The sequence below is a fragment of the Methylobacterium mesophilicum genome (assembly GCF_022179445.1).
In the GTDB taxonomy this organism is placed as follows: Bacteria; Pseudomonadota; Alphaproteobacteria; order Rhizobiales; family Beijerinckiaceae; genus Methylobacterium; species Methylobacterium mesophilicum.
The window spans coordinates 35,640-53,152 of record NZ_BPQU01000029.1; the positions used below are offsets into that span (position 1 = coordinate 35,640).

Annotated in this window: 19 protein-coding genes; 6 read left to right on the top strand and 13 right to left on the bottom strand. The window is 71.2% G+C overall.

The genetic code is table 11. The annotated features are described in order from the left end of the window. Positions 1–32: 32 nt before the first annotated feature. The 7 genes from rarD to metC form a co-directional block, all read right to left on the bottom strand. Positions 33–932: an EamA family transporter RarD gene (gene rarD / locus MFF40_RS22505; protein WP_147899198.1), complete on the bottom strand. Its 900-nt coding sequence runs from the start codon at positions 930–932 to the stop codon at positions 33–35. 139 nt (positions 933–1,071) lie between these two features. Beyond that, on the bottom strand, positions 1,072–2,706 hold the full coding sequence (locus tag MFF40_RS22510; protein WP_378994722.1) for a methyl-accepting chemotaxis protein: 1,635 nt from the start codon (positions 2,704–2,706) through the stop codon (positions 1,072–1,074). A 308-nt stretch (positions 2,707–3,014) separates the two neighbouring features. Next, positions 3,015–3,614: a pyridoxamine 5'-phosphate oxidase family protein gene (locus MFF40_RS22515; RefSeq protein ID WP_147899199.1), complete on the bottom strand. Its 600-nt coding sequence runs from the start codon at positions 3,612–3,614 to the stop codon at positions 3,015–3,017. Beyond that, the gene (locus MFF40_RS22520; RefSeq protein WP_147857725.1) at positions 3,611–3,946 is read right to left on the bottom strand and encodes a lipid-A-disaccharide synthase N-terminal domain-containing protein; all 336 of its coding nucleotides are present in this window, start codon (positions 3,944–3,946) and stop codon (positions 3,611–3,613) included. Before MFF40_RS22520 ends, MFF40_RS22515 begins: the two co-directional genes overlap by 4 nt. Beyond that, complete coding sequence (locus tag MFF40_RS22525; protein WP_147899200.1) at positions 3,940–4,710, bottom strand: glycosyltransferase family 2 protein; 771 nt, start codon at positions 4,708–4,710, stop codon at positions 3,940–3,942. Before MFF40_RS22525 ends, MFF40_RS22520 begins: the two co-directional genes overlap by 7 nt. Further along, positions 4,707–6,602, bottom strand: a complete 1,896-nt coding sequence (locus MFF40_RS22530; protein WP_238262304.1) for a glycosyltransferase family protein — start codon at positions 6,600–6,602, stop codon at positions 4,707–4,709. Before MFF40_RS22530 ends, MFF40_RS22525 begins: the two co-directional genes overlap by 4 nt. Positions 6,603–6,684: 82 nt before the next feature. Next, entirely contained in the window at positions 6,685–7,875 is a 1,191-nt protein-coding gene (gene metC / locus MFF40_RS22535; protein WP_147898722.1) for a cystathionine beta-lyase, read from the bottom strand. A 164-nt stretch (positions 7,876–8,039) separates the two neighbouring features. On the opposite strand from metC, the gene MFF40_RS22540 reads away from it, so the two are divergent. Together MFF40_RS22540 and MFF40_RS22545 are read left to right on the top strand one after the other, a co-directional pair. Then, positions 8,040–8,306 (top strand): type II toxin-antitoxin system HicA family toxin, encoded by a 267-nt coding sequence (locus tag MFF40_RS22540; RefSeq protein ID WP_147898721.1) that lies wholly within the window; start codon positions 8,040–8,042, stop codon positions 8,304–8,306. Then, on the top strand, positions 8,303–8,662 hold the full coding sequence (locus MFF40_RS22545; protein WP_147898720.1) for a type II toxin-antitoxin system HicB family antitoxin: 360 nt from the start codon (positions 8,303–8,305) through the stop codon (positions 8,660–8,662). The genes MFF40_RS22540 and MFF40_RS22545 overlap by 4 nt, the downstream gene beginning before the upstream one ends. Before the next feature lie 29 nt (positions 8,663–8,691). Here the strand turns inward: MFF40_RS22545 and MFF40_RS22550 are convergent, their stop codons facing one another. Further along, complete coding sequence (locus MFF40_RS22550; protein WP_187277759.1) at positions 8,692–8,865, bottom strand: ribosome modulation factor; 174 nt, start codon at positions 8,863–8,865, stop codon at positions 8,692–8,694. A 107-nt stretch (positions 8,866–8,972) separates the two neighbouring features. Between MFF40_RS22550 and MFF40_RS22555 the strand changes: the two genes are divergently transcribed. After that, entirely contained in the window at positions 8,973–9,242 is a 270-nt protein-coding gene (locus MFF40_RS22555; protein ID WP_238262306.1) for a hypothetical protein, read from the top strand. Between the two features lie 61 nt (positions 9,243–9,303). Here the strand turns inward: MFF40_RS22555 and ntrC are convergent, their stop codons facing one another. Genes ntrC through dusB form a run of 3 tightly spaced genes read right to left on the bottom strand, consistent with a single transcriptional unit; the run spans position 9,304 to position 12,974 of the window. Then, positions 9,304–10,764, bottom strand: coding sequence for a nitrogen regulation protein NR(I) (ntrC, locus tag MFF40_RS22560; RefSeq protein WP_147855336.1), 1,461 nt, complete (start codon positions 10,762–10,764; stop codon positions 9,304–9,306). Positions 10,765–10,812: 48 nt separating this feature from the next. Beyond that, complete coding sequence (locus tag MFF40_RS22565) at positions 10,813–11,910, bottom strand: two-component system sensor histidine kinase NtrB (protein WP_147855338.1); 1,098 nt, start codon at positions 11,908–11,910, stop codon at positions 10,813–10,815. 41 nt (positions 11,911–11,951) lie between these two features. Further along, positions 11,952–12,974, bottom strand: a complete 1,023-nt coding sequence (dusB, locus tag MFF40_RS22570) for a tRNA dihydrouridine synthase DusB (protein WP_147898719.1) — start codon at positions 12,972–12,974, stop codon at positions 11,952–11,954. 170 nt (positions 12,975–13,144) lie between these two features. On the opposite strand from dusB, the gene MFF40_RS22575 reads away from it, so the two are divergent. Then, complete coding sequence (locus MFF40_RS22575) at positions 13,145–14,476, top strand: bifunctional 2-C-methyl-D-erythritol 4-phosphate cytidylyltransferase/2-C-methyl-D-erythritol 2,4-cyclodiphosphate synthase (RefSeq protein ID WP_147898718.1); 1,332 nt, start codon at positions 13,145–13,147, stop codon at positions 14,474–14,476. 339 nt (positions 14,477–14,815) lie between these two features. Here MFF40_RS22575 and MFF40_RS22580 read toward each other — a convergent pair whose 3' ends face one another. Beyond that, positions 14,816–15,214, bottom strand: a complete 399-nt coding sequence (locus tag MFF40_RS22580) for an MAPEG family protein (RefSeq protein WP_147898717.1) — start codon at positions 15,212–15,214, stop codon at positions 14,816–14,818. Positions 15,215–15,315: 101 nt separating this feature from the next. Between MFF40_RS22580 and MFF40_RS22585 the strand changes: the two genes are divergently transcribed. Together MFF40_RS22585 and MFF40_RS22590 are read left to right on the top strand one after the other, a co-directional pair. Further along, positions 15,316–15,813, top strand: a complete 498-nt coding sequence (locus MFF40_RS22585; RefSeq protein WP_147898716.1) for a CinA family protein — start codon at positions 15,316–15,318, stop codon at positions 15,811–15,813. Positions 15,814–15,833: 20 nt separating this feature from the next. Continuing rightward, entirely contained in the window at positions 15,834–17,051 is a 1,218-nt protein-coding gene (locus MFF40_RS22590) for an FAD-dependent oxidoreductase (protein WP_147898715.1), read from the top strand. 5 nt (positions 17,052–17,056) lie between these two features. Here MFF40_RS22590 and MFF40_RS22595 read toward each other — a convergent pair whose 3' ends face one another. Beyond that, positions 17,057–17,512, bottom strand: a complete 456-nt coding sequence (locus MFF40_RS22595; RefSeq protein WP_147855392.1) for a type II toxin-antitoxin system RatA family toxin — start codon at positions 17,510–17,512, stop codon at positions 17,057–17,059. Position 17,513: the final 1 nt, after the last annotated feature.

Here is a 17,513-nt window from a genome sequence, read left to right on the forward strand (position 1 = left end):
CGTCGCTCGCCCCACGGGGCGCAGGGTACTCCTTATACACGCATCGGGTCGGGATCCGACCGGACCTCGACCACAGGATCTGCCGGCCGCCGGCTGCGGAGGGCATCGACGCTGTACAGGGCAAGTGCCACCCAGATCAGGGCGAACATCGCCGCCCGGTGCGGCTCCACGTGCTCGCCGTAGGCCAGGACGCTCAGGCCGAGCAGGCAGGTCGGGGCGACGTATTGCAGCAGGCCCAACGTGGTCAGCCGCAGGCGCACCGCGGCGGCGGCGAACCAGATCAACGGCAGCGCCGTGGTGAGCCCGGTCAGCATCAGCAGGGCGAGGTTCTTTGGCTCGGCCGGCAGGAACGGCTCGGGCGAGAGCACGAGCCACAGGATCGCGAGCGGCAGGAGCAGCAGCGTCTCGGTCAGGAACCCGACCAGGGCATCGACGCCGACAACCTTTCGCACCAGCCCGTAGAGCGCGAAGCTGACCGCGAGCGACAGCGAGAGGGCCGGCAACTCCCCCGCCCACACCACGGCGACGGCGACGCCCGTCGCCGCGATCGCCACCGCCACGACCTGCAGGGGTCGCAGCCGCTCGCCGAACACCACGCGCCCGAACGCCACGCTGACCAGGGGATTGATGTAGTAGCCGAGGCTCGCGTCGAGCAGGTGCCCGCGGTCGATCGCGTAGAGGTAGAGCAGCCAGTTCACCCCGATCATCGCGGCCGAGACCGCCAGCAGAGCGTGGCGCGGGCGCAGGGGCAGCGGCAGGTTCAGGCGCCGGCGCGCCGCGAGCGCCAGGGCCAGCGCGCCCGCGAACAGGCTCGACCACACGATCCGCTCGGCCAGGATGTGGTTGGGACTGAACGCCCCGAGCATGCGGAAATGCACCGGAACCAACAGGCCCCAGCTCAGATAGGCGGCGAGCGCGTAGACGAGGCCCACATTGTCCTCCCGATCGACCCGAGCGGGCGGACGGTGCTGCGGCTTTACGCCCGGCCGCGCCCCCGTGACAGGGGGGCGCGGCGCAGGGCTGCCATCCCGGCCACCATCCCGGGTGGATGCGTGCGGCGCGGTCGCGGGCTCAGGCGGCGCGGATCGTCGCCAGGAAGCGGTCGACCTCGCCGCTGAGGTGCTCGGACTGGCGCGACAGCTCGGAGGCCGCGTCGAGGACCTGGCCCGCCGCCCGGCCGGTCTCCGCGGCGGCGCCGGCCACGCCGGCGATGTTGCTGGTCACCTCGCCGGTGCCCTGCGCCGCCTGCCCGACGTTGCGCACGATCTCCTGGGTGGCCGCCCCCTGCTCCTCGACCGCGGCCGCGATGGTGGTGGCCACCGCCTCGATCTCCTTGATCCGGGCGGTGATCGCCGCGATCACCGAGACGGCCGCCCCGGTGGATGTCTGGATCTGGCCGATCTGGCCGGCGACCTCCTCGGTGGCCCGGGCGGTCTGGTTGGCCAGCTCCTTCACCTCGGCCGCCACCACGGCGAAGCCGCGCCCGGCCTCGCCGGCGCGGGCGGCCTCGATCGTGGCGTTGAGCGCCAGCAGGTTGGTCTGAGCCGCGATGTCGGTGATCAGCCGGACCACGTCCCCGACCTTGGCGGCGGCGCCGCTCAGCTCCTGCACCAGCGTCGCGGTCTGGTCTGCCTCGGATACGGCGCCCTGGGCGAGCTTGGCCGAGCCGTCCACCTGCCGGCCGATCTCCTGGACCGACGAGCCGAGCTCCTCGGCCGCGCTCGCCACTGTGTTGACGTTGGAGGCGGCCTCCTCGGCGGCGGCCGCCACGGTGGTGGACTGGCTGGCGGTCTGGGTCGCGGTGGCGGTCATGGCCTGGGCGGTGGCCTGCAGCTCGGTGGCGGAGGACGAGACCTGGCCGATGATCCGGCCGACCGTGCCCTGGAAGCCGTCGGCCAGCTCCAGCATCGTCTGGCGGCGCGCCTCGGCGGCGGCCTCGTCGGCGACCCGCCGGATCTCGGCCTGCTCGGCTGCCTTCTGGGCCACCAGCGCCTTGATGCCCTCCACGGCGCGGCCGATCAGGCCGATCTCGTCGCCGCGCCGTGCCTCGGGGATCTCGGCGTCGATCTCGCCATCCGCCATGCGCCGCAGCACGTCCGTCAGCCGGCGGATCGGGCGCGTCACGCCGAGGATCACGACCAGGGCGCCCCCGATGATGCCCGTGGCGATACCGATGAGCGAGACGATCAGCAGTAGGGAGCGGGTCGCGTTGGTCTCGGCGGTGAGGTCGTCCGACCGCTTCTGGACCGAGACGTCCATGTCATCCACGAGGGTGCGGGCGGCTTCGGTCAGTTCCGCCCGGATCGGTTCGGCCGTCCGGTGTGCGAGCGCGAGGGCCTCGCTGCCCTGGCCCTTGTCGGCGAGGTTGCGCATGTCCCGAACGGTCCGGGCATAGGCGTCGAATTGCGTGGCGATCCGGTCGATCCGATCCCGGAAGGCGGGCGCGTCGCGCCGGGCGTCTTCGACCAGCTTCGCGGCCTCGGCCACGAGGGCCTCGAGGCCCACCCCAACCCGGGTCCCGTCCGCCGTGCCGGCTTCCGCCGCGCTGCGGAAGGCCACGTAGCTCAGCTGCGCGACGACGCGGTTCAAACGCGCCACCCGGACGACCGCCTTCGATTCCTTGTCGAGCGGGATCGTGTAGGCGACGTCGATCCCGGCGACATTCTGCGATGTGTACCAAGCTGATCCAAAGAAGAGCAGACTCATCAACGCAATGACAGAAAAAAGCTTCGTGGGAATATTGATCTTGGCTATCAGTTCCATGGAAGCCTCTGCTTGGCGCGATGGCGAACGTGCCCGAGAGATCTGTGTCGATTTCTGAGAATGGCGGCAAGGTGAATCGTTGCCGATCGATGTCTATGCTGTTCGGATCGAAAGATCGGGCGCGGTAAATTTGCGACCAGGATAAATTATGAACTCTGCAAATTTGCCGTGTAAGGCATCTGAATAAAGCAGTAACGTTATTTTAATGGTGTTGACGGGCGCTGGATGCCATTATCCCCGCAGCATGACGCTCACGGGGCGATCCAGCTGCCGGTCCAGTCGCCCTGCCCCCGGGTCCAGGCCGCCCGGCGGTGTCCGCGGCGGTCGAGATAGAGGAAGTCCAGGCGCGCGGCCCGCACCCGGACGGCGGCGAAATGCGGCCGGCCGAGGGTCGCCGCAGTCGCCTCGTCCGGCAGCGTGTAGGCGTCGCCCGCGGGCAGCGCCGTGCCCGGGGCGGGGTCGGCGCCGTAGCAGACCCGGCTCATCGCCCGGGAGCCCGCCCAGGCTTCCTCCGCCACGGCATCGTCCGTGTGGAGCGTCGCCCGGCCCTCGATCCGGATCTGGATCTTGGCCGCCGCGTCGTAGGCGGCGAGCGCGCAGGCCGGGTTCGCCCGGATCTCGGCGGCCTTGTCGGAGCGACGGTCGCAGTGGAACCGCAGAATGCCGAATTCCGTGTCGGCGGCCCGCAGCACCACCGTGCGCAGCCGGGGACCGTCGAGCCCGAGGGTCGCCAGGGCCGGCAGGTGGAAGCCGCTCCGGCCCTGCGCGGCGCCATCCGCCAGGAGCCGCCACAGCTCGGCGAAGCTGGCGTCGAGGTCGTCGTAGTAGGCCGGCAGGGGCGCGCGGGTCATGCCGGGTCGCTCCGACGTCGCCGCTGCTCGCGGAAGATCAGCGCGAGGTTGCGCAGGTAGATGCCGGTGGACAGGCCCTGGCCGATGATGATCACCGGCTCCCGGCGCACGAAGCCGTAGACCAGGGTCATCAGGCCGCCCAGGATCGACAGGAACCAGAACGAGAGCGGCATCACGCTCCGGCCGGCGCGCTCGCTGGCGATCCATTGCAGGATGAAGCGGGAGCCGAACACCAGCTGAGCGATGATGCCGAACACCACCCAGAAATCGAGCCGGGTGACGAACACGTCGTAGAAATAGTCCGGCAGATCGTGCGCGAGCTGGATCAGCATCCGACATCCTGGTCTGCGGGCGTGGCGGTGTCGGGGGCGGCGATCTCGGCGGGTTGCGGGTCGGCGCGCTTGCGCCGGATCAGCCACCAGACCCCGGCGAGGTCGAGGAGCCCGACCCAGAGCCGGTCGAACAGGCCGTAATTCGAGACGCCGGTGAGCCGGGGCCGGTCGATCACGTCGTGGTGGACCACCGAAAACCCCTCGCGCACCACCAGGGCCGGCATGAACCGGTGCACGGCGTCGAAATAGGGCAGCCGGAGATACACCGCCCGGCGGAAGACCTTCAGGCCGCAACCGGTGTCCCGGGTGGCGTCCTTGAGGATGCGCCCGCGCACGCCGTTGGCGATGCGCGATTGCAGCATCTTGAAACGCCCGTCCTTGCGGCCGCGCCGCTGGCCCTGGGCGAGCCCGGCCTGCGGGCCCCCCGCCTCCAGGGCGGCGAGCAGGGCCGGGATGAAGGCCGGGTCGTTCTGGCCGTCGCCGTCCAGCGTCGCGATCACCGGCGCCCGCGCGGCTAGAACGCCGCTGCGCACCGCCGCGGACTGGCCGCCACTGCGCGCATGCCGCACCACCCGCATCCACGGACGGCCGGAGCGGGCCGCCGCCAGGGCCGCCGGCGTGCGGTCGGTCGAGCCGTCGTCCACGTAGATCAGCTCGAAGCCGAGCGGCGCGCAGGCGGCCGCGATCTCGGCCACCAGGGGGCCGATGTTGCCGGCCTCGTTCTTGACCGGCACGACGACGCTGAGGTTCGGGGCGCCGGTCACGGAGTCACCCCGTAGGCGGTCACGAAGACCCGCCGGCCGGTGTTGAGGTTGAAGCCCTCGACCTCGGCGAGCGGGGCGGGCGCGCCCCGCGCCACCGGCCAGGCGGCGTTGAAGTCATCGCGGTCCCGGGCCTCCACGAACAGCAGCCGGCAGCCGCCCGCCTCCAGGAACCGCCTGGCGGCAGCGCCGTCCGGCGGGAGGGCGAGATCGGTGCCGGCCAGGAACACCAGGCTCGGCTCCCGGTAGCCGAGGCTCGCGACCTGCGGGTTCGGGCAGCCCACGCGGTCACGCAGGGCGGCGAGCCGCGGCGAGACCTTCAGGGCCGGCAGGGAGCGTTGCGCCACGCCGAGTACCGCCGGCCCGAGCAGGCAGGAGGCGAGGATCCCGAGCACGAGGGCGCGCTCGGGCCTGCCGCCCGCGAAGGCCATCCAGGCGAGGATCGCCACCGCGCAGGCGGCGGCCAGCAGCGGCAGCGCGGCCCAGGGGAGCGTGTGGCTGTCGAGGCGCCACCCAGCCAGGCATAGGCCGAGCGTCAGCCCCACGGGGATCGCCGGCACCAACAGGGCGGTCGCCCGCGCCCCGCGCAGACGCGGATCGAGCGCGCCGCGGGACAGGGCCAGGGCGGTGAGGATGGCGAGCCACGGCATCAGCGGCAGGACGTAATGGGGCAGCTTGGTCGGCACCGCCTCGAAGATCAGCCAGGCCGGCAGGACGGATGCGATCAGGAACGCGAAGGCCGGCTCGCGCCGGGCGCGCCAGGCCAGCGGCAGGCTCATCGCCGCGAAGGCCGCGCCGGGCCAGAAGGTCGCGAAGAACGCCAGCGCGTAGGATCCGGGCGGGGCCCAGTGCCGCTCGGCCCCGCCGCCGACCTTGGCCAGCATGTCGTGACCCACCGCCTCAGCATAGAAGGCGCCGCCGCTCTTCCAGGCGATCGCCGCGAACCAGGGCGCCACCAGCAGCAGCGTGAGCGCCAGCCCCGCCCACGGCTTCAGCGCCAGGAGCCAGCGGCCCGAGCGCGCCACCACCGACAGGATCAGAGCCGGCAGCACCACGAACAGCGGCACCATCGGGCCCTTGATCAGGATGCCGAGCGCCATCCCGAGCCAGAAGGCGGGGAATACGGCGCGGCCCAGGACACGCGCCCTCCCTCCCCCCTCTGCGGGGGAGGGTGGCCCCCGAAGGGGGTCGGGAGAGGGGAGCGCCGGTTCCGGAAGCGTCGCGACGAGGGTGAAATCCTGCATCGTCGCGCTGCCCCTATCCCGACCCTCGCTGACGCGAGGGCCACCCTCCCCCGCAGAGGGGGGAGGGAGACGCGCGGAATACGCGGCCAGCCACACCCGGGCGAGCGCCCCGAGGCTCGCGGTGGCGCAGGCGGCGAGCAGCGCGTCGGTCTTGGCCAGATGCGCCTCGGCCGAGAGCATCAGCCCGGCGCCGTACAGGGCAGCGGCCAGCAGCGCGGGGCGGCGGGGCAGGAAGGCGAGCGCGGCCCAGTAGGCGAGCAGCACCGAGGCGGTGGCGCCGATCAGCGACGGGATGCGGTAGAGGGCGATCTGCCGGCGTGCGTCGGCCACGCCGAGCGCCTCGCCCGCCGCAACCGTGGCGGCCTGCGCCCAGTAGATCCCGACCGGCTTCTTGTGCCGGGCCTCGCCCTGAAAGCGGATGTCGACGAAGTCGCCGCTCTCCAGCATCTGCTTCGAGGCCTGGGCGAAGCGCGGCTCGTCCCGGTCCATCGGCTGCAGGGAGATCTGCCCGGGCAGGAACAGCAGCAGGCAGAGCGCCAGCAGGGCGGCCGCGGCGCGGGCATGGGTCAGGCTCAGCGCGTCGAGCCCGCGGCCGATCCGATCGACAGGTGCGCGGCGCGGAATGCCGTCGGCGGAGAGGCTGGTGGTCATGCCCGGCCGGTCAATCAGGATCCGACGGGAAGGTCAAATGCCCTGTCATCGCGCCGTCATCGCGCGCGGTGACGGCGCCTCGTCAGGACGCCGCCCGCAGGCGCGTGAAGCCGGCCTCGAGATCGGCCTGGAGGTCGGCGATGTCCTCCAACCCGATATGGAAGCGCAGGGCCGGGCCGCCGGGCGCCCACTGGGTCGCGGTCCGGTAGCCGGCGCAGTCGAACGGGATCACCAGGCTCTCGAAGCCGCCCCACGAGAAGCCCATCCCGAACAGCTCCAGCCCGTCCAGCATCGCGGCCACAGCCGCCTCGGGCACGGGCTTGAGGATCACCCCGAACAGCCCGGAGGCGCCGGAGAAGTCGCGCTTCCAGATCGCGTGGCCGGGATCCTCCGGCAGCCCCGGATGCAGCACCCGCAACACCTCCGGGCGCGCCTGGAACCACCGGGCCATCTCGAGCCCGGCGCGGCCGTGCTCGCGCAGGCGCAGCGCCATGGTGCGCATGCCCCGGAGCGCCAGGAAGATGTCCTCCGCCCCGGCGCAGGGAGCGAGGTGATCGAAGGTGCGCCGCACCGCCGGGTAATACGCGGCGTTCGCGGAGGTCAGGCCGATCAGCAGGTCCGAGCCGCCGCTGAGATACTTAGTGCCGGCCTCGACCGCGATGTCCACGCCGCGTTCATGGGGCGGGAACAGCAGCGGCGTCGCCCAGGTGTTGTCCATGATCACGCAGGCGCCCCGGGCATGCGCGACCTCGGCGATGGCCGGGATGTCCTGCATCTCGAAGCTCTGGGAGCCCGGCGCCTCGACCAGCACCGCCTTGGTGTTCGGGCGCATCAGCTCCGCGATGCCGGCCCCGACGGTCGGGTCGTAATAGGTGACCGCGACGCCGAACCGGACCAGGACGCCGTCGCAGAACTGCCGGGTTGGCCGGTAGGCGGAATCGGTGACGAGGAGATGGTCGCCGGCCGAGACCGCAGCCATCAGCGCGATCGTGAGGGCCGACAGCCCCGAGGGCGTCACCACGGTGCCGGCGGCGCCGGCGAGCTCCGTCCAGGCGTCGGTGAGCGAATCCATCGTGGGCGTCGCCGAGGTGCCGTAATTGTAGCGCCCGCGCCGATGCTTGATCGCGTCGTAGGTCGGATAGAGCACGGTCGAGCCGCGATAGATCGGCGTGTTGACGAAGCCGTGTTGCGCGCCCGGATCGCGGCCCGCGTGGACGAGACGCGTCGCCGCCCCGTACTTGTCCTTGGATTCGGGCTTGGGCGTCAGGGACATTGTGGCTCTGGGATCGCGTTGCGCTGCGACACACGAAGCCCGCGGGCTTGGGCGGGGTCAAGCGTGACGCCGCTAGAGGGGTGGACGTACGACCTCCAGATTGACCCCATGAGCCTAGGGCGGTATCAGATCGTGATATCTCGTGTGCCGAGATCGGGCGCGAAATGAACAGCCGGCATGCGCGTACTTTGCGCGCCATCTACAAGGATCCGGTGCCGGCCTCGATCGAATGGCACGCCATCGAGAGCTTGCTGCTGGCAGTCGGATGTCGGCTCATTGAAGGGACCGGGTCACGGGTGCGTTTTGAGTACAGAGGCGTCGTGGCTGCTTTCCATCGGCCGCATCCGGCCAAGGAGGCCGCGCGCTATCAGGTGCGCGCCACACGCGAGTTTCTCATCAAAATCGGTGTCACACCGGGAGAGTCGCCGTGAACACGATGACCTATCAGGGCTTTCGTGCCCGCGTCGCGTTTGACGAGGAGGATGAGCTTTTCGTCGGCCAAATCGCTGGCATCAACGATGTGATTAGCTTTCACGCGGACACCGTGCCCGAGCTGAAGGCCGCGTTTCATGAGGCGGTGGACGACTACACCGCGGCGTGCCGAGCGATCGGAAAGGAGCCGGAAAAGGCTTATTCCGGCAAGCTGATGCTCCGGATTGACCCGAATATCCATGCCCAGGCAGCCCGCGCGGCGGAACTCGCCGGGACGAGCCTCAATCAATGGGCCGAAGATGTCCTGCGTCGGGCGGGCTCAAACCTCATGCGGTCCGTGACCGAGGAGGCCTGAACCGCCTAACGCCGACCCGGCCCCACCGCTCACGGCGTCTCGGGCGGATCGGAGACCGCAGCCTCCTCGTAAGCTTGCATCCAGGCGGCGTGGTCTTCGGAGCCGTCCGGATAGGGACATTCGCTCGCGGGCTTGCCGTACAGCCGGGCGTTGCGCCCCTGGATGAACGGGCTGTCGCTCGCGGTGGCCTGCACGTTGGTCAATATCGCCTCCCGAACATTGGCACCCACTCCGCCGATTTGGGGTGGGCTTCGTTAACGGGCCGGCGGGTAATCTGTTGCCGTCTCAAGTCGCGTTCCGGGTCGTCTGCGTGCGTATCCTGCGTTTCCTCTTCGGCGGCGTCCTCGTGCTGGTCTCGACGGCGATCGTCGCCTTCGTCAGTGCCGACCGGATCGCCCATCTGGCGCCCCCGGCCGTGGTGCGCGCCGCCCCGGCCGAGCCCTCGGCCACCGGGTCGCTTCCGCTGCCGGTCAAGGCTGCGCCCGCGCCGAAGGCGGCCGTGCCCAGCATCCCGAACGGGTTCGATACCGAGCGGCTCAACGCCCTGATGCGCGGCGACCCGATCCTGCCGCGCCGCTGAGCGCGTTCGGGGCTGCGCGCCCCGAAACCCCCGCCAAAGGGCTGAGCCCTTTGGGAACCCGTCAGCGAGCCGTGCGGAACACCTGCAGGTCGAGGTCGCGGACCTTCTTGCGCAGGGTGTTGCGGTTGACACCCAGCAGCTCCGCCGCACGGATCTGGTTGCCCCGCGTGGCGGCGAGCGCCGCACCGATCAACGGGCCTTCGATCTCCCGCAGGATCCGATGATAGAGGCCGGGCGGCGGCAGCGTGTCCCGGTAGCCGGAGAAGTAGTCCGACAGGTGGCGCTCCACCGCGCTGGACAGGGTCTCTGATTCGCCGTTGGCCTTGCGGGCGCTGCCGTTGGCCGAGGCCGGGGCGGCGAGCGGCAGGGTGTCGAGCTCGGCCTCGATCACCGGGCCGGTGATCGTCTCCTGCGGGTACAGGGCGGCGAGCCGCCGGACCAGGTTCTCGAGTTCGCGGACGTTGCCCGGCCAGCGGTAGCGCTTAAGCCGCTCCATGGCGTCGCCGTCGAGCGACTTGCGGGTCAGGCCCTCGCGCTCGACCAGCACGAAGAAGTGGCGGATCAGGTCCGGCACGTCCTCGGACCGCTCCCGTAGCGCGGGCAGCCGCAGCGGCACGACGTTGAGCCGGAAGAACAGATCTTCGCGGAAGATTCCCTGCTGGATCGAGATCCGCAGGTCCTTGTTGGTCGCCGCGATGATCCGGACGTTGGTCTTGATCGGCAACCGGCCGCCGACCGTGGTGTACTCGCCCTGCTGGAGCACGCGCAGGAGCCGGGTCTGGGCCTCCATCGGCATGTCGCCGATCTCGTCGAGGAACAGGGTGCCGCCCTCGGCCTGCTCGAACCGGCCGGCCGAGCGCTGGAGGGCGCCCGTGAAGGCGCCCTTCTCGTGGCCGAAGAGCTCGGATTCGATCAGGTCGCGCGGGATCGCGGCCATGTTGACCGGCACGAACGGGCCGGTGCGGCGGCGGCCGTAATCGTGCAGCGCCCGGGCGACCAGCTCCTTGCCGGTGCCGGACTCGCCGGTGATCATCACGGTGAGGTCGGTGGGCATCAGCCGGGCGAGCGCCCGGTAGATCTCCTGCATGGCGGGCGAGCGCCCGACCAGCGGGATGTCCTCGTTGTCGGGGGGCGCGCCGGCCGCAGGCGCTCCCCGGGGACGCGACAATGCGCGGCCCACGATGGCGATCAGCTCCTTCAGGTCGAAGGGTTTCGGCAGATACTCGTAGGCCCCGCGCTCGGAGGCGCGGATCGCCGTCATGAACGTGTTCTGCGCGCTCATGACGATGATCGGCAGTTCCGGCCGCACCCGCTTGATGCGGGGCAGCAGGTCGAACACGTTCTCGTCGGGCATCACCACGTCGGTGATGACGAGGTCGCCCTCGCCCTGCGCGACCCAGCGCCAGAGGGTCGCGCAATTGCCCGTCGAGCGGACTTCGTAGCCCGCCCGGGACAGTGCCTGGTTCAGCACCGTGCGGATGGCGGCGTCGTCGTCGGCGACGATGATGTGGCCGTTCGGCATGACTCTCTACTCAGACGTCCGGCCGGGCGGCCGAAACACAAGACGATTTCAAGGGTCGACCGACGATTCGCGCCCGTCGCGGGCGCTCGACATCGGCAGAAGAATGCGGAACGTCGTACGGCGGGGGGCGGGATCGCACTCGACGATGCCGCCGTGGTCGCCCACGATCTTGGCAACCAATGCAAGTCCGAGGCCGGAGCCCTGCGACTTGGTGGTCACGAACGGGTCGAACAGGTCCGGAAGCAGGTCGGCCGAGATACCCGGGCCGTTGTCGCGGATCGCGACCTCGATCGGCAGGCTGACCCGCTCGCGCGAGCCCGGCACCTGCAGGCGCAGACCGGTGCGGAACGCGGTGGACAGGGTGATCTCGCCCTCGACCGCGTCCGGTCCGATCGCCTCGGCGGCGTTCTTCACCAGGTTCAGGATCACCTGGATCAACTGGTCGCGGCTGCCGAGCACCGGGGGCAGGGACGGATCGTAGGTCTCGACGAAGCGGATATGGCGCGCGAACCCCGACTGCGCCGAGCGCTTCACCTGGTCGAGCACCCCGTGGACGTTGACCGCGCCGCGGTCGGCCGGGCGCTCGTCGCCGAACAGCTCCATCCGCTCGACGATGCGCACGATCCGGTCGGATTCGTCGCAGATCAGCCGGGTGAGCATCCGGTCCTCCTCGCCGCCGGTGCCCTCCAGAAGCTGCGCGGCGCCGCGGATGCCGGCGAGCGGGTTCTTGATCTCGTGGGCCAGCATCGCACCGAGCGCCACCATCGAGCGGGCGGCGCCGCGATGGGTGAGCTGGCGGTTCATCTTGTCCGCGATGGTGCGCTCCTGGAGCATCATCACCACGGCGTCGTCGTCGTCGGCGAGCGGCGTGGCGAACACGTCGACGCTACGCTCCAGACCGAGGCGGGGCTGGGTCAGCTCGACCCGGTACTCGCTGACGCTGGCCCGGCGGCGCCGGACGTCGGCCACGAGCGCGATGATCGGCGACGCGAACGGGATGATGTCGCGCAGGCGACGCCGCTGCATCAGGCGCGCGGAATAGTCGAAGAAGGCCTCCGCGGCGTGGTTGCAGTGGAGGATCCGCTCGTCGCCCCCGATGGTCAGGACCGGCAGCGGCAGGGCGTTGAGCACGGCCTCCCCGGACATGGCGCGCCGGCCGCCGGGCTCCTGCGGAAAGGCGTCCTCGGTCACGCGGCCTCCCGGATGATCTCGGCCGCCCCGAAGGCGCGCGCCAGAAGGGCCAGCGCCACCTCGGGATCGGTGGTGGTGAGGAGGGCGGCGCGCTCGGCCGGCTCCAGCGCCCCGCCGGTCTCGGCATAGGCGGCGAGGTGCTTGCGGGCGTGGCGCACGCCCATGTGGCGGCCGTAGAGCGACAGCAGCCCGGCGTAATGCGAAGCCGCCATCCCGGCCTGTTCAGACCGCGAGGGCGGATCCGCCGGCCGGCCGGCCAGCGCCGCCGCGACCTGCCCGACCAGCCAGGGCCGCCCTGTGGCCGCGCGCCCGATCATCACCCCGGCGGCGCCGGAGGCGGCTAGGCACGCCCGGGCGCTGGCGAGGTCGACCACGTCGCCGTTGGCGATCACCGGGATCGACACCGCCTCGACCACGGGGCGGATCGCGGCCCAGTCGGCGACGCCCTTGTAGAATTGCTGCCGGGTCCGCCCGTGGACCGTGACGGCGTTGAGCCCGAGCCGCTCGGCCCGGGTCGCCAGATCGACGGCGTTGCGGGTCGCGTCGTCCCAGCCGAGCCGCATCTTGACGGTGACCGGCACCGACACCGCGCCGCGCACGGCCGCGAGCAGCCTTTCGGCATGGTCGAGGTCGCGCATCAGCGCCGAGCCCGACGCGATTCCGGTGACGATCTTGGCCGGGCAGCCCATGTTCACGTCGATCACGTCGGCGCCGCCGGCCTCCGCGAGGCGTGCGGCCTCGGCCATGGGCTCCGCCTCGCAGCCCGCCAGCTGGACCACGTGCAGGTCGACCCCGGAGCCGTCGGCCCGCAGGGTAGCCTCGTTGGCGCCGCGGGCGAACTCCCGCGCCGCCACCATCTCGGACACCACCGCGTCCGCGCCGCAGCGCCGGGCGATCCGACGCATGTGCAGGTCGGTGACCCCTGACAGGGGCGCGAGCAGGCAGAGCGGGGCGGGGGAATCCTCCCCGCGATCCGGACGTCCACGGCGCAGCGCGCTTAAATAATGATCAGTCGCCATTCTGCACAACAATGAGGCAAGGGCGATCCGCTGGCAAGCGGGTGCCGCGCGTTGATTTCGGGCCCTCCCCCGCTTAAACGACGGGCACCCTCAACGGCAGAGGTTCGGCAGCACGGCTGGCCCGCGCGCCCGCTGCCGTCCTCTCCCCGGATCCGACGAGTTCGCCGCCCATGCCCGCCACCGGCACGCCTGCCACCGGACCCGCGGATGCGGAGTCCGGCGTCGCCGCGGTGGTCGTGGCGGCCGGCCGCGGCATCCGCATCGGCGGCGGTACGCCCAAGCAGTACCGCAGGGTCGGCGGCCAGGCGGTCCTGACCCGGACGCTGGCGGCGCTGGCCGCCCAGGACACGATCGACCGGATCCAGCCGGTGATCGCCGCCGACGCCGCAGACTTCTTCCTCAGTTGCCTGGACGAACTCGCCCCCGGTCTTCGGGAAAAGATTGGTGCCCCCGTTGAGGGCGGTGCGACGCGCCAGCTCTCGGTGCGCGCCGGCCTCGAGGCGCTGGCCAAGCTCGGAGCGCCGGAGATCGTGCTGGTGCACGACGCAGCCCGCCCCTACGTCGATGCGGCCTTGATCGCCCGGGCGATCGCGGCCGGCCGCGACCACGGCGCCGCGGTGCCCGGCGTGCCGGTGACCGATACGGTCAAGCGCGTCGCCGAGATCGCCCCCGGCATCGGCCGCGTGATCGAGACCCCGCCCCGGGAGCACCTGCGGGCGGTCCAGACCCCCCAGGCCTTCGCCTTCGGCCCCCTGCTCGCTGCGCATCGCGACGCGGCCGCGCAAGGCCTCGACGGCTTCACCGACGACGGCGCGCTCGCCGAATGGGCGGGCTTGCCGGTGGTGGTGTTCCTGGGCGACATCGCCAACCGCAAGATCACCCAGCCCGCCGATCTGATCGAGGCGGACTGGGCCTTCGCGTCCGACCCAACCGAAATGCCAGCGCCCGGAGCCCGCGCCATGACCGCCTACGTCACCCGCCTCGGCACCGGCTTCGATGTCCACGCCTTCACGTCCGGCGACCATGTCTGGCTGGGCGGCATCAAGATCCCGGCCGATCGCGGCGTGCTGGCGCATTCCGACGGCGACGTGGCGCTGCACGCGCTCACCGACGCGCTGCTTGGCGCCATCGCGGACGGCGATATCGGCACCCACTTCCCGCCCTCCGACGAGCGTTGGCGCGGCGCCTCCTCGGACCAGTTCCTGGCCCATGCCTGCGGCCTGGTCCGCGCCCGCGGCGGCCGGATCGACCATCTCGACATCACCGTGCTCGCCGAGGCGCCCCGGATCGGCCAGCACCGGGAGGCGATCCGCGCCCGGATCGCCGCCATCGCCGGCGTGCCGCTCAGTGCCGTCTCGATCAAGGCGACGACCACGGAAAAACTCGGCTTCGTCGGCCGCGCCGAGGGCCTCGCCGCCCAGGCCGCCGCCACGATCCGCCTCCCCGAAGAGGACGGCCCGGTGCTCGATGCCGAGGCCGAGACAGCGATGCGGCAGGGATAGGGGCGCAGACGCCGTTCCTTCCCCCCAGAGGGAAATGAAGGACAGCGTGCGGCTCCAGCTTCCGCGCAAAGGTGTCGATTGCGGTCCGCGACGGCGCGACCGAGGGAGCATACGGCCAACCGGCCGGGCCGGCTGACGCAAGGCAAAGACTCTATCCCACCCTCCTCCCTCGTGCTGAGGTGTGAGCGCAGCGAGACGCGAACGAGCCCTCCAGGGATCGCGCGGCTGGCTGGAGGCCTCCTTCGAGGCCTCCGCTTCGCTCCGTCGCGTCAGGATGAGGGGATTGTTTGGAGGGGTGCCAAGCCTGACCGGGCGACGCCCCATCTCAAGAAAGAAAACTCAAGCCGTCCGGAGCAGCAGCGCGATCGCCGCGATGGCGATGGTGGCCATCGTCAGTAGGATCCCGCCGCCCCGGCAGGCGAACTGGCGGGGGGTGTTGGGCGCGGCGAACATGCCGATCGGGTGTAGGATGCGGCCCACCAGCAGGGCGAGCAGCAGGCCCTGGACGAGGCCATGGCCGCTGCCGCCGGCCTCCAGCAGGGCGACCAGGATCAGCGCCAGCGGCACGTATTCCGAAAAGTTGGCGTGCGTGCGGACCCGCTTGAGCAGGGACGCGTCGCCGCCGTCGCCCAACAGGACGTTGTCGGAGACGCGCGATCCCATCACCCAGCCGGACAGGCCGAGATACACGAGGGCGAGCAGCGCGGCGTAGAGGGCCGTGGTCGCGGGGAAGATCATCGGTGTTGGGTTTCCTGTCTGGGCGGCCAGTCCTTGAGCCGGGGCCGGCCTTGCGTCACAACACGAGATAGGGCGCTCCGGCCCAGGGCGAACCGCGCGCGATGATCGACGACACGGAGCTTCTCGACCGCGCCGAGGCGCTGGTCGCGGCCTACGCCGAGGCCGGTCGCACGATCGTCACGGCCGAATCCTGCACCGGGGGACTGGTGGCGGGGCTGCTCACCGCGGTGCCGGGTTCCTCGGCGGTGGTCGAGCGCGGCTACGTCACCTACTCGAACGAGGCCAAGGCGGAGGCGATCGGGGTGCCGATGGACCTGATCTACCGGCACGGCGCCGTCAGCGAGGACGTGGCCCGGGCGATGGCCTGCGGGGCGCTCTCGGCCTCGCGCGCCACGGTCGCGGTGGCGATCACAGGTATTGCAGGCCCCGGCGGCGGCAGCGCCGAGAAGCCGGTCGGGCTGGTGCATTTCGGGTTGGCCCTGCGCGACGGCGGACGCCGGCACCTGGAGCGGCGCTACGGCGACCTCGGACGCGGCGCGATCCGCCGCGCGGCGGTCGCGGACGCGCTCGGCCTGCTCGAAGGAGCGCTGGCGGACTGATCCAACGGCGGGAGGGGTCGATGGCCAGCCTGAAGACCCAACTCTGCATCGTCGGCGGCGGCCCGGCCGGGATGATGGCCGGCCTGCTCTTCGCCCGGGCCGGGATCGCCGTCACGGTGCTGGAGAAGCACGCGGATTTCCTGCGCGACTTCCGCGGCGACACGATCCACCCCTCCACCCTCGACCTGATAGACGAACTCGGCCTCGCCGAGCGCTTCCGCGCCCTGCCCCAGCGGCGGGTCGGGTCCTTCTCGGGGGTCGTGAACGGCCGGAGCTACAAGGTGGCCGACTTCAGCCGGCTGCCGACCCGCAACCGCTTCCTGTCCTTCATGCCGCAATGGGATTTTTTGGACTTTCTCGCCGGCGAGGCGGCCCGCTATCCGGGGTTCCAACTGATCCGCAGGACCGAGGCCCGCGACCTCGTCGAGGTGGAGGGCCGGGTCGCGGGCGTGCGGGCCGACGGGCCGGACGTGCCGGTGGCGATCCGAGCCGACCTCGTGCTCTGCGCGGATGGCCGCCATTCGCTGATGCGCGAACGCGCCGGCTTGGTGCCCCGGGCCTTCGGGGCACCCATCGACGTGCTGTGGTTCCGCCTGCCCCGCCGGGACGGCGACCCCGAGGCGGCGGCCGGGCGGTTCGCGCCGGGGCGTCTCCTGATCACCCTCGACCGGGGCGATACCTGGCAATGCGCCTACCTGGTCCCGAAGGGCGGCGATGCGGCACTCCGGGCCAGGGGGCTGCCGGCCTTCCGGGCGGCGGTGGCCGAGATGGCGCCGTTCCTGGCCGACCGCACCGAGTCCATCGCCGACTGGGACGCGGTCAAGCTCCTCACCGTGACCATCGACCGGCTTGAGCGATGGCATCGCCCCGGCCTGCTCTGCATCGGCGATTCCGCACACGCGATGTCGCCGGTGGGCGGGGTCGGCATCAACCTCGCGATCCAGGATGCGGTGGCGGCGGCCAACATCCTGGCCGCGTCCCTGCGGTCCGGGCCGGTCGCCGAGGCCGACCTCGCCCGGGTCCAGGCCCGGCGGATGTTCCCGGTCCGGGCGACGCAGGCGCTGCAGCGGATCATCCAGGCCCGGGTGATCGCCACCACGCTCAAGGCCGATGCGCCATTCCGGGCGCCGCTCGCCCTGCGGATCCTCGACAGGCTGCCGATGCTCCAGATCCTGCCCGCCCGAATGATCGGGATGGGCGTGCGGCCGGAGCACGTATCCGCGCCGGCCCGGACCTGACGCGTTCAGGCGGTGCCGTACATCCGGTCCGCCCGGCCTTCGAAGGCGTCGGTGAACTTGCGGAAGGCGCGGTCGAACATCGTACCCATCAGGAGGCCCAGCGTCCGGCTCTTGAATTCGTAGGTAATGAAGAAGTCCACGGCGCAGCCCCCGTTCGGGGCCTCCTTGAACGACCAGCGGTTCTCGAGGTGCCGGAACGGGCCGTCGATGTACTCGGCCACGATCTTGTGGTTGGCCGGATCGAGGCTGACCCGAGTCGTGAAGCGCTCGCGGATCGCCTTGTAGCCCACGCCCATCTCGGCGACCAACACCTGCCCGCCCTCCGGCATCTCCTGGCGGCGGATCACCCGCAGGGATTCGCAAAGCGGCAGGAATTCCGGGTAGCGCTCCACGTCGGCCACGAGATCGTACATCTGCTGCGGCGAATGCCGCACCGTGCGGGTAACCCGGAAGGACGGCATT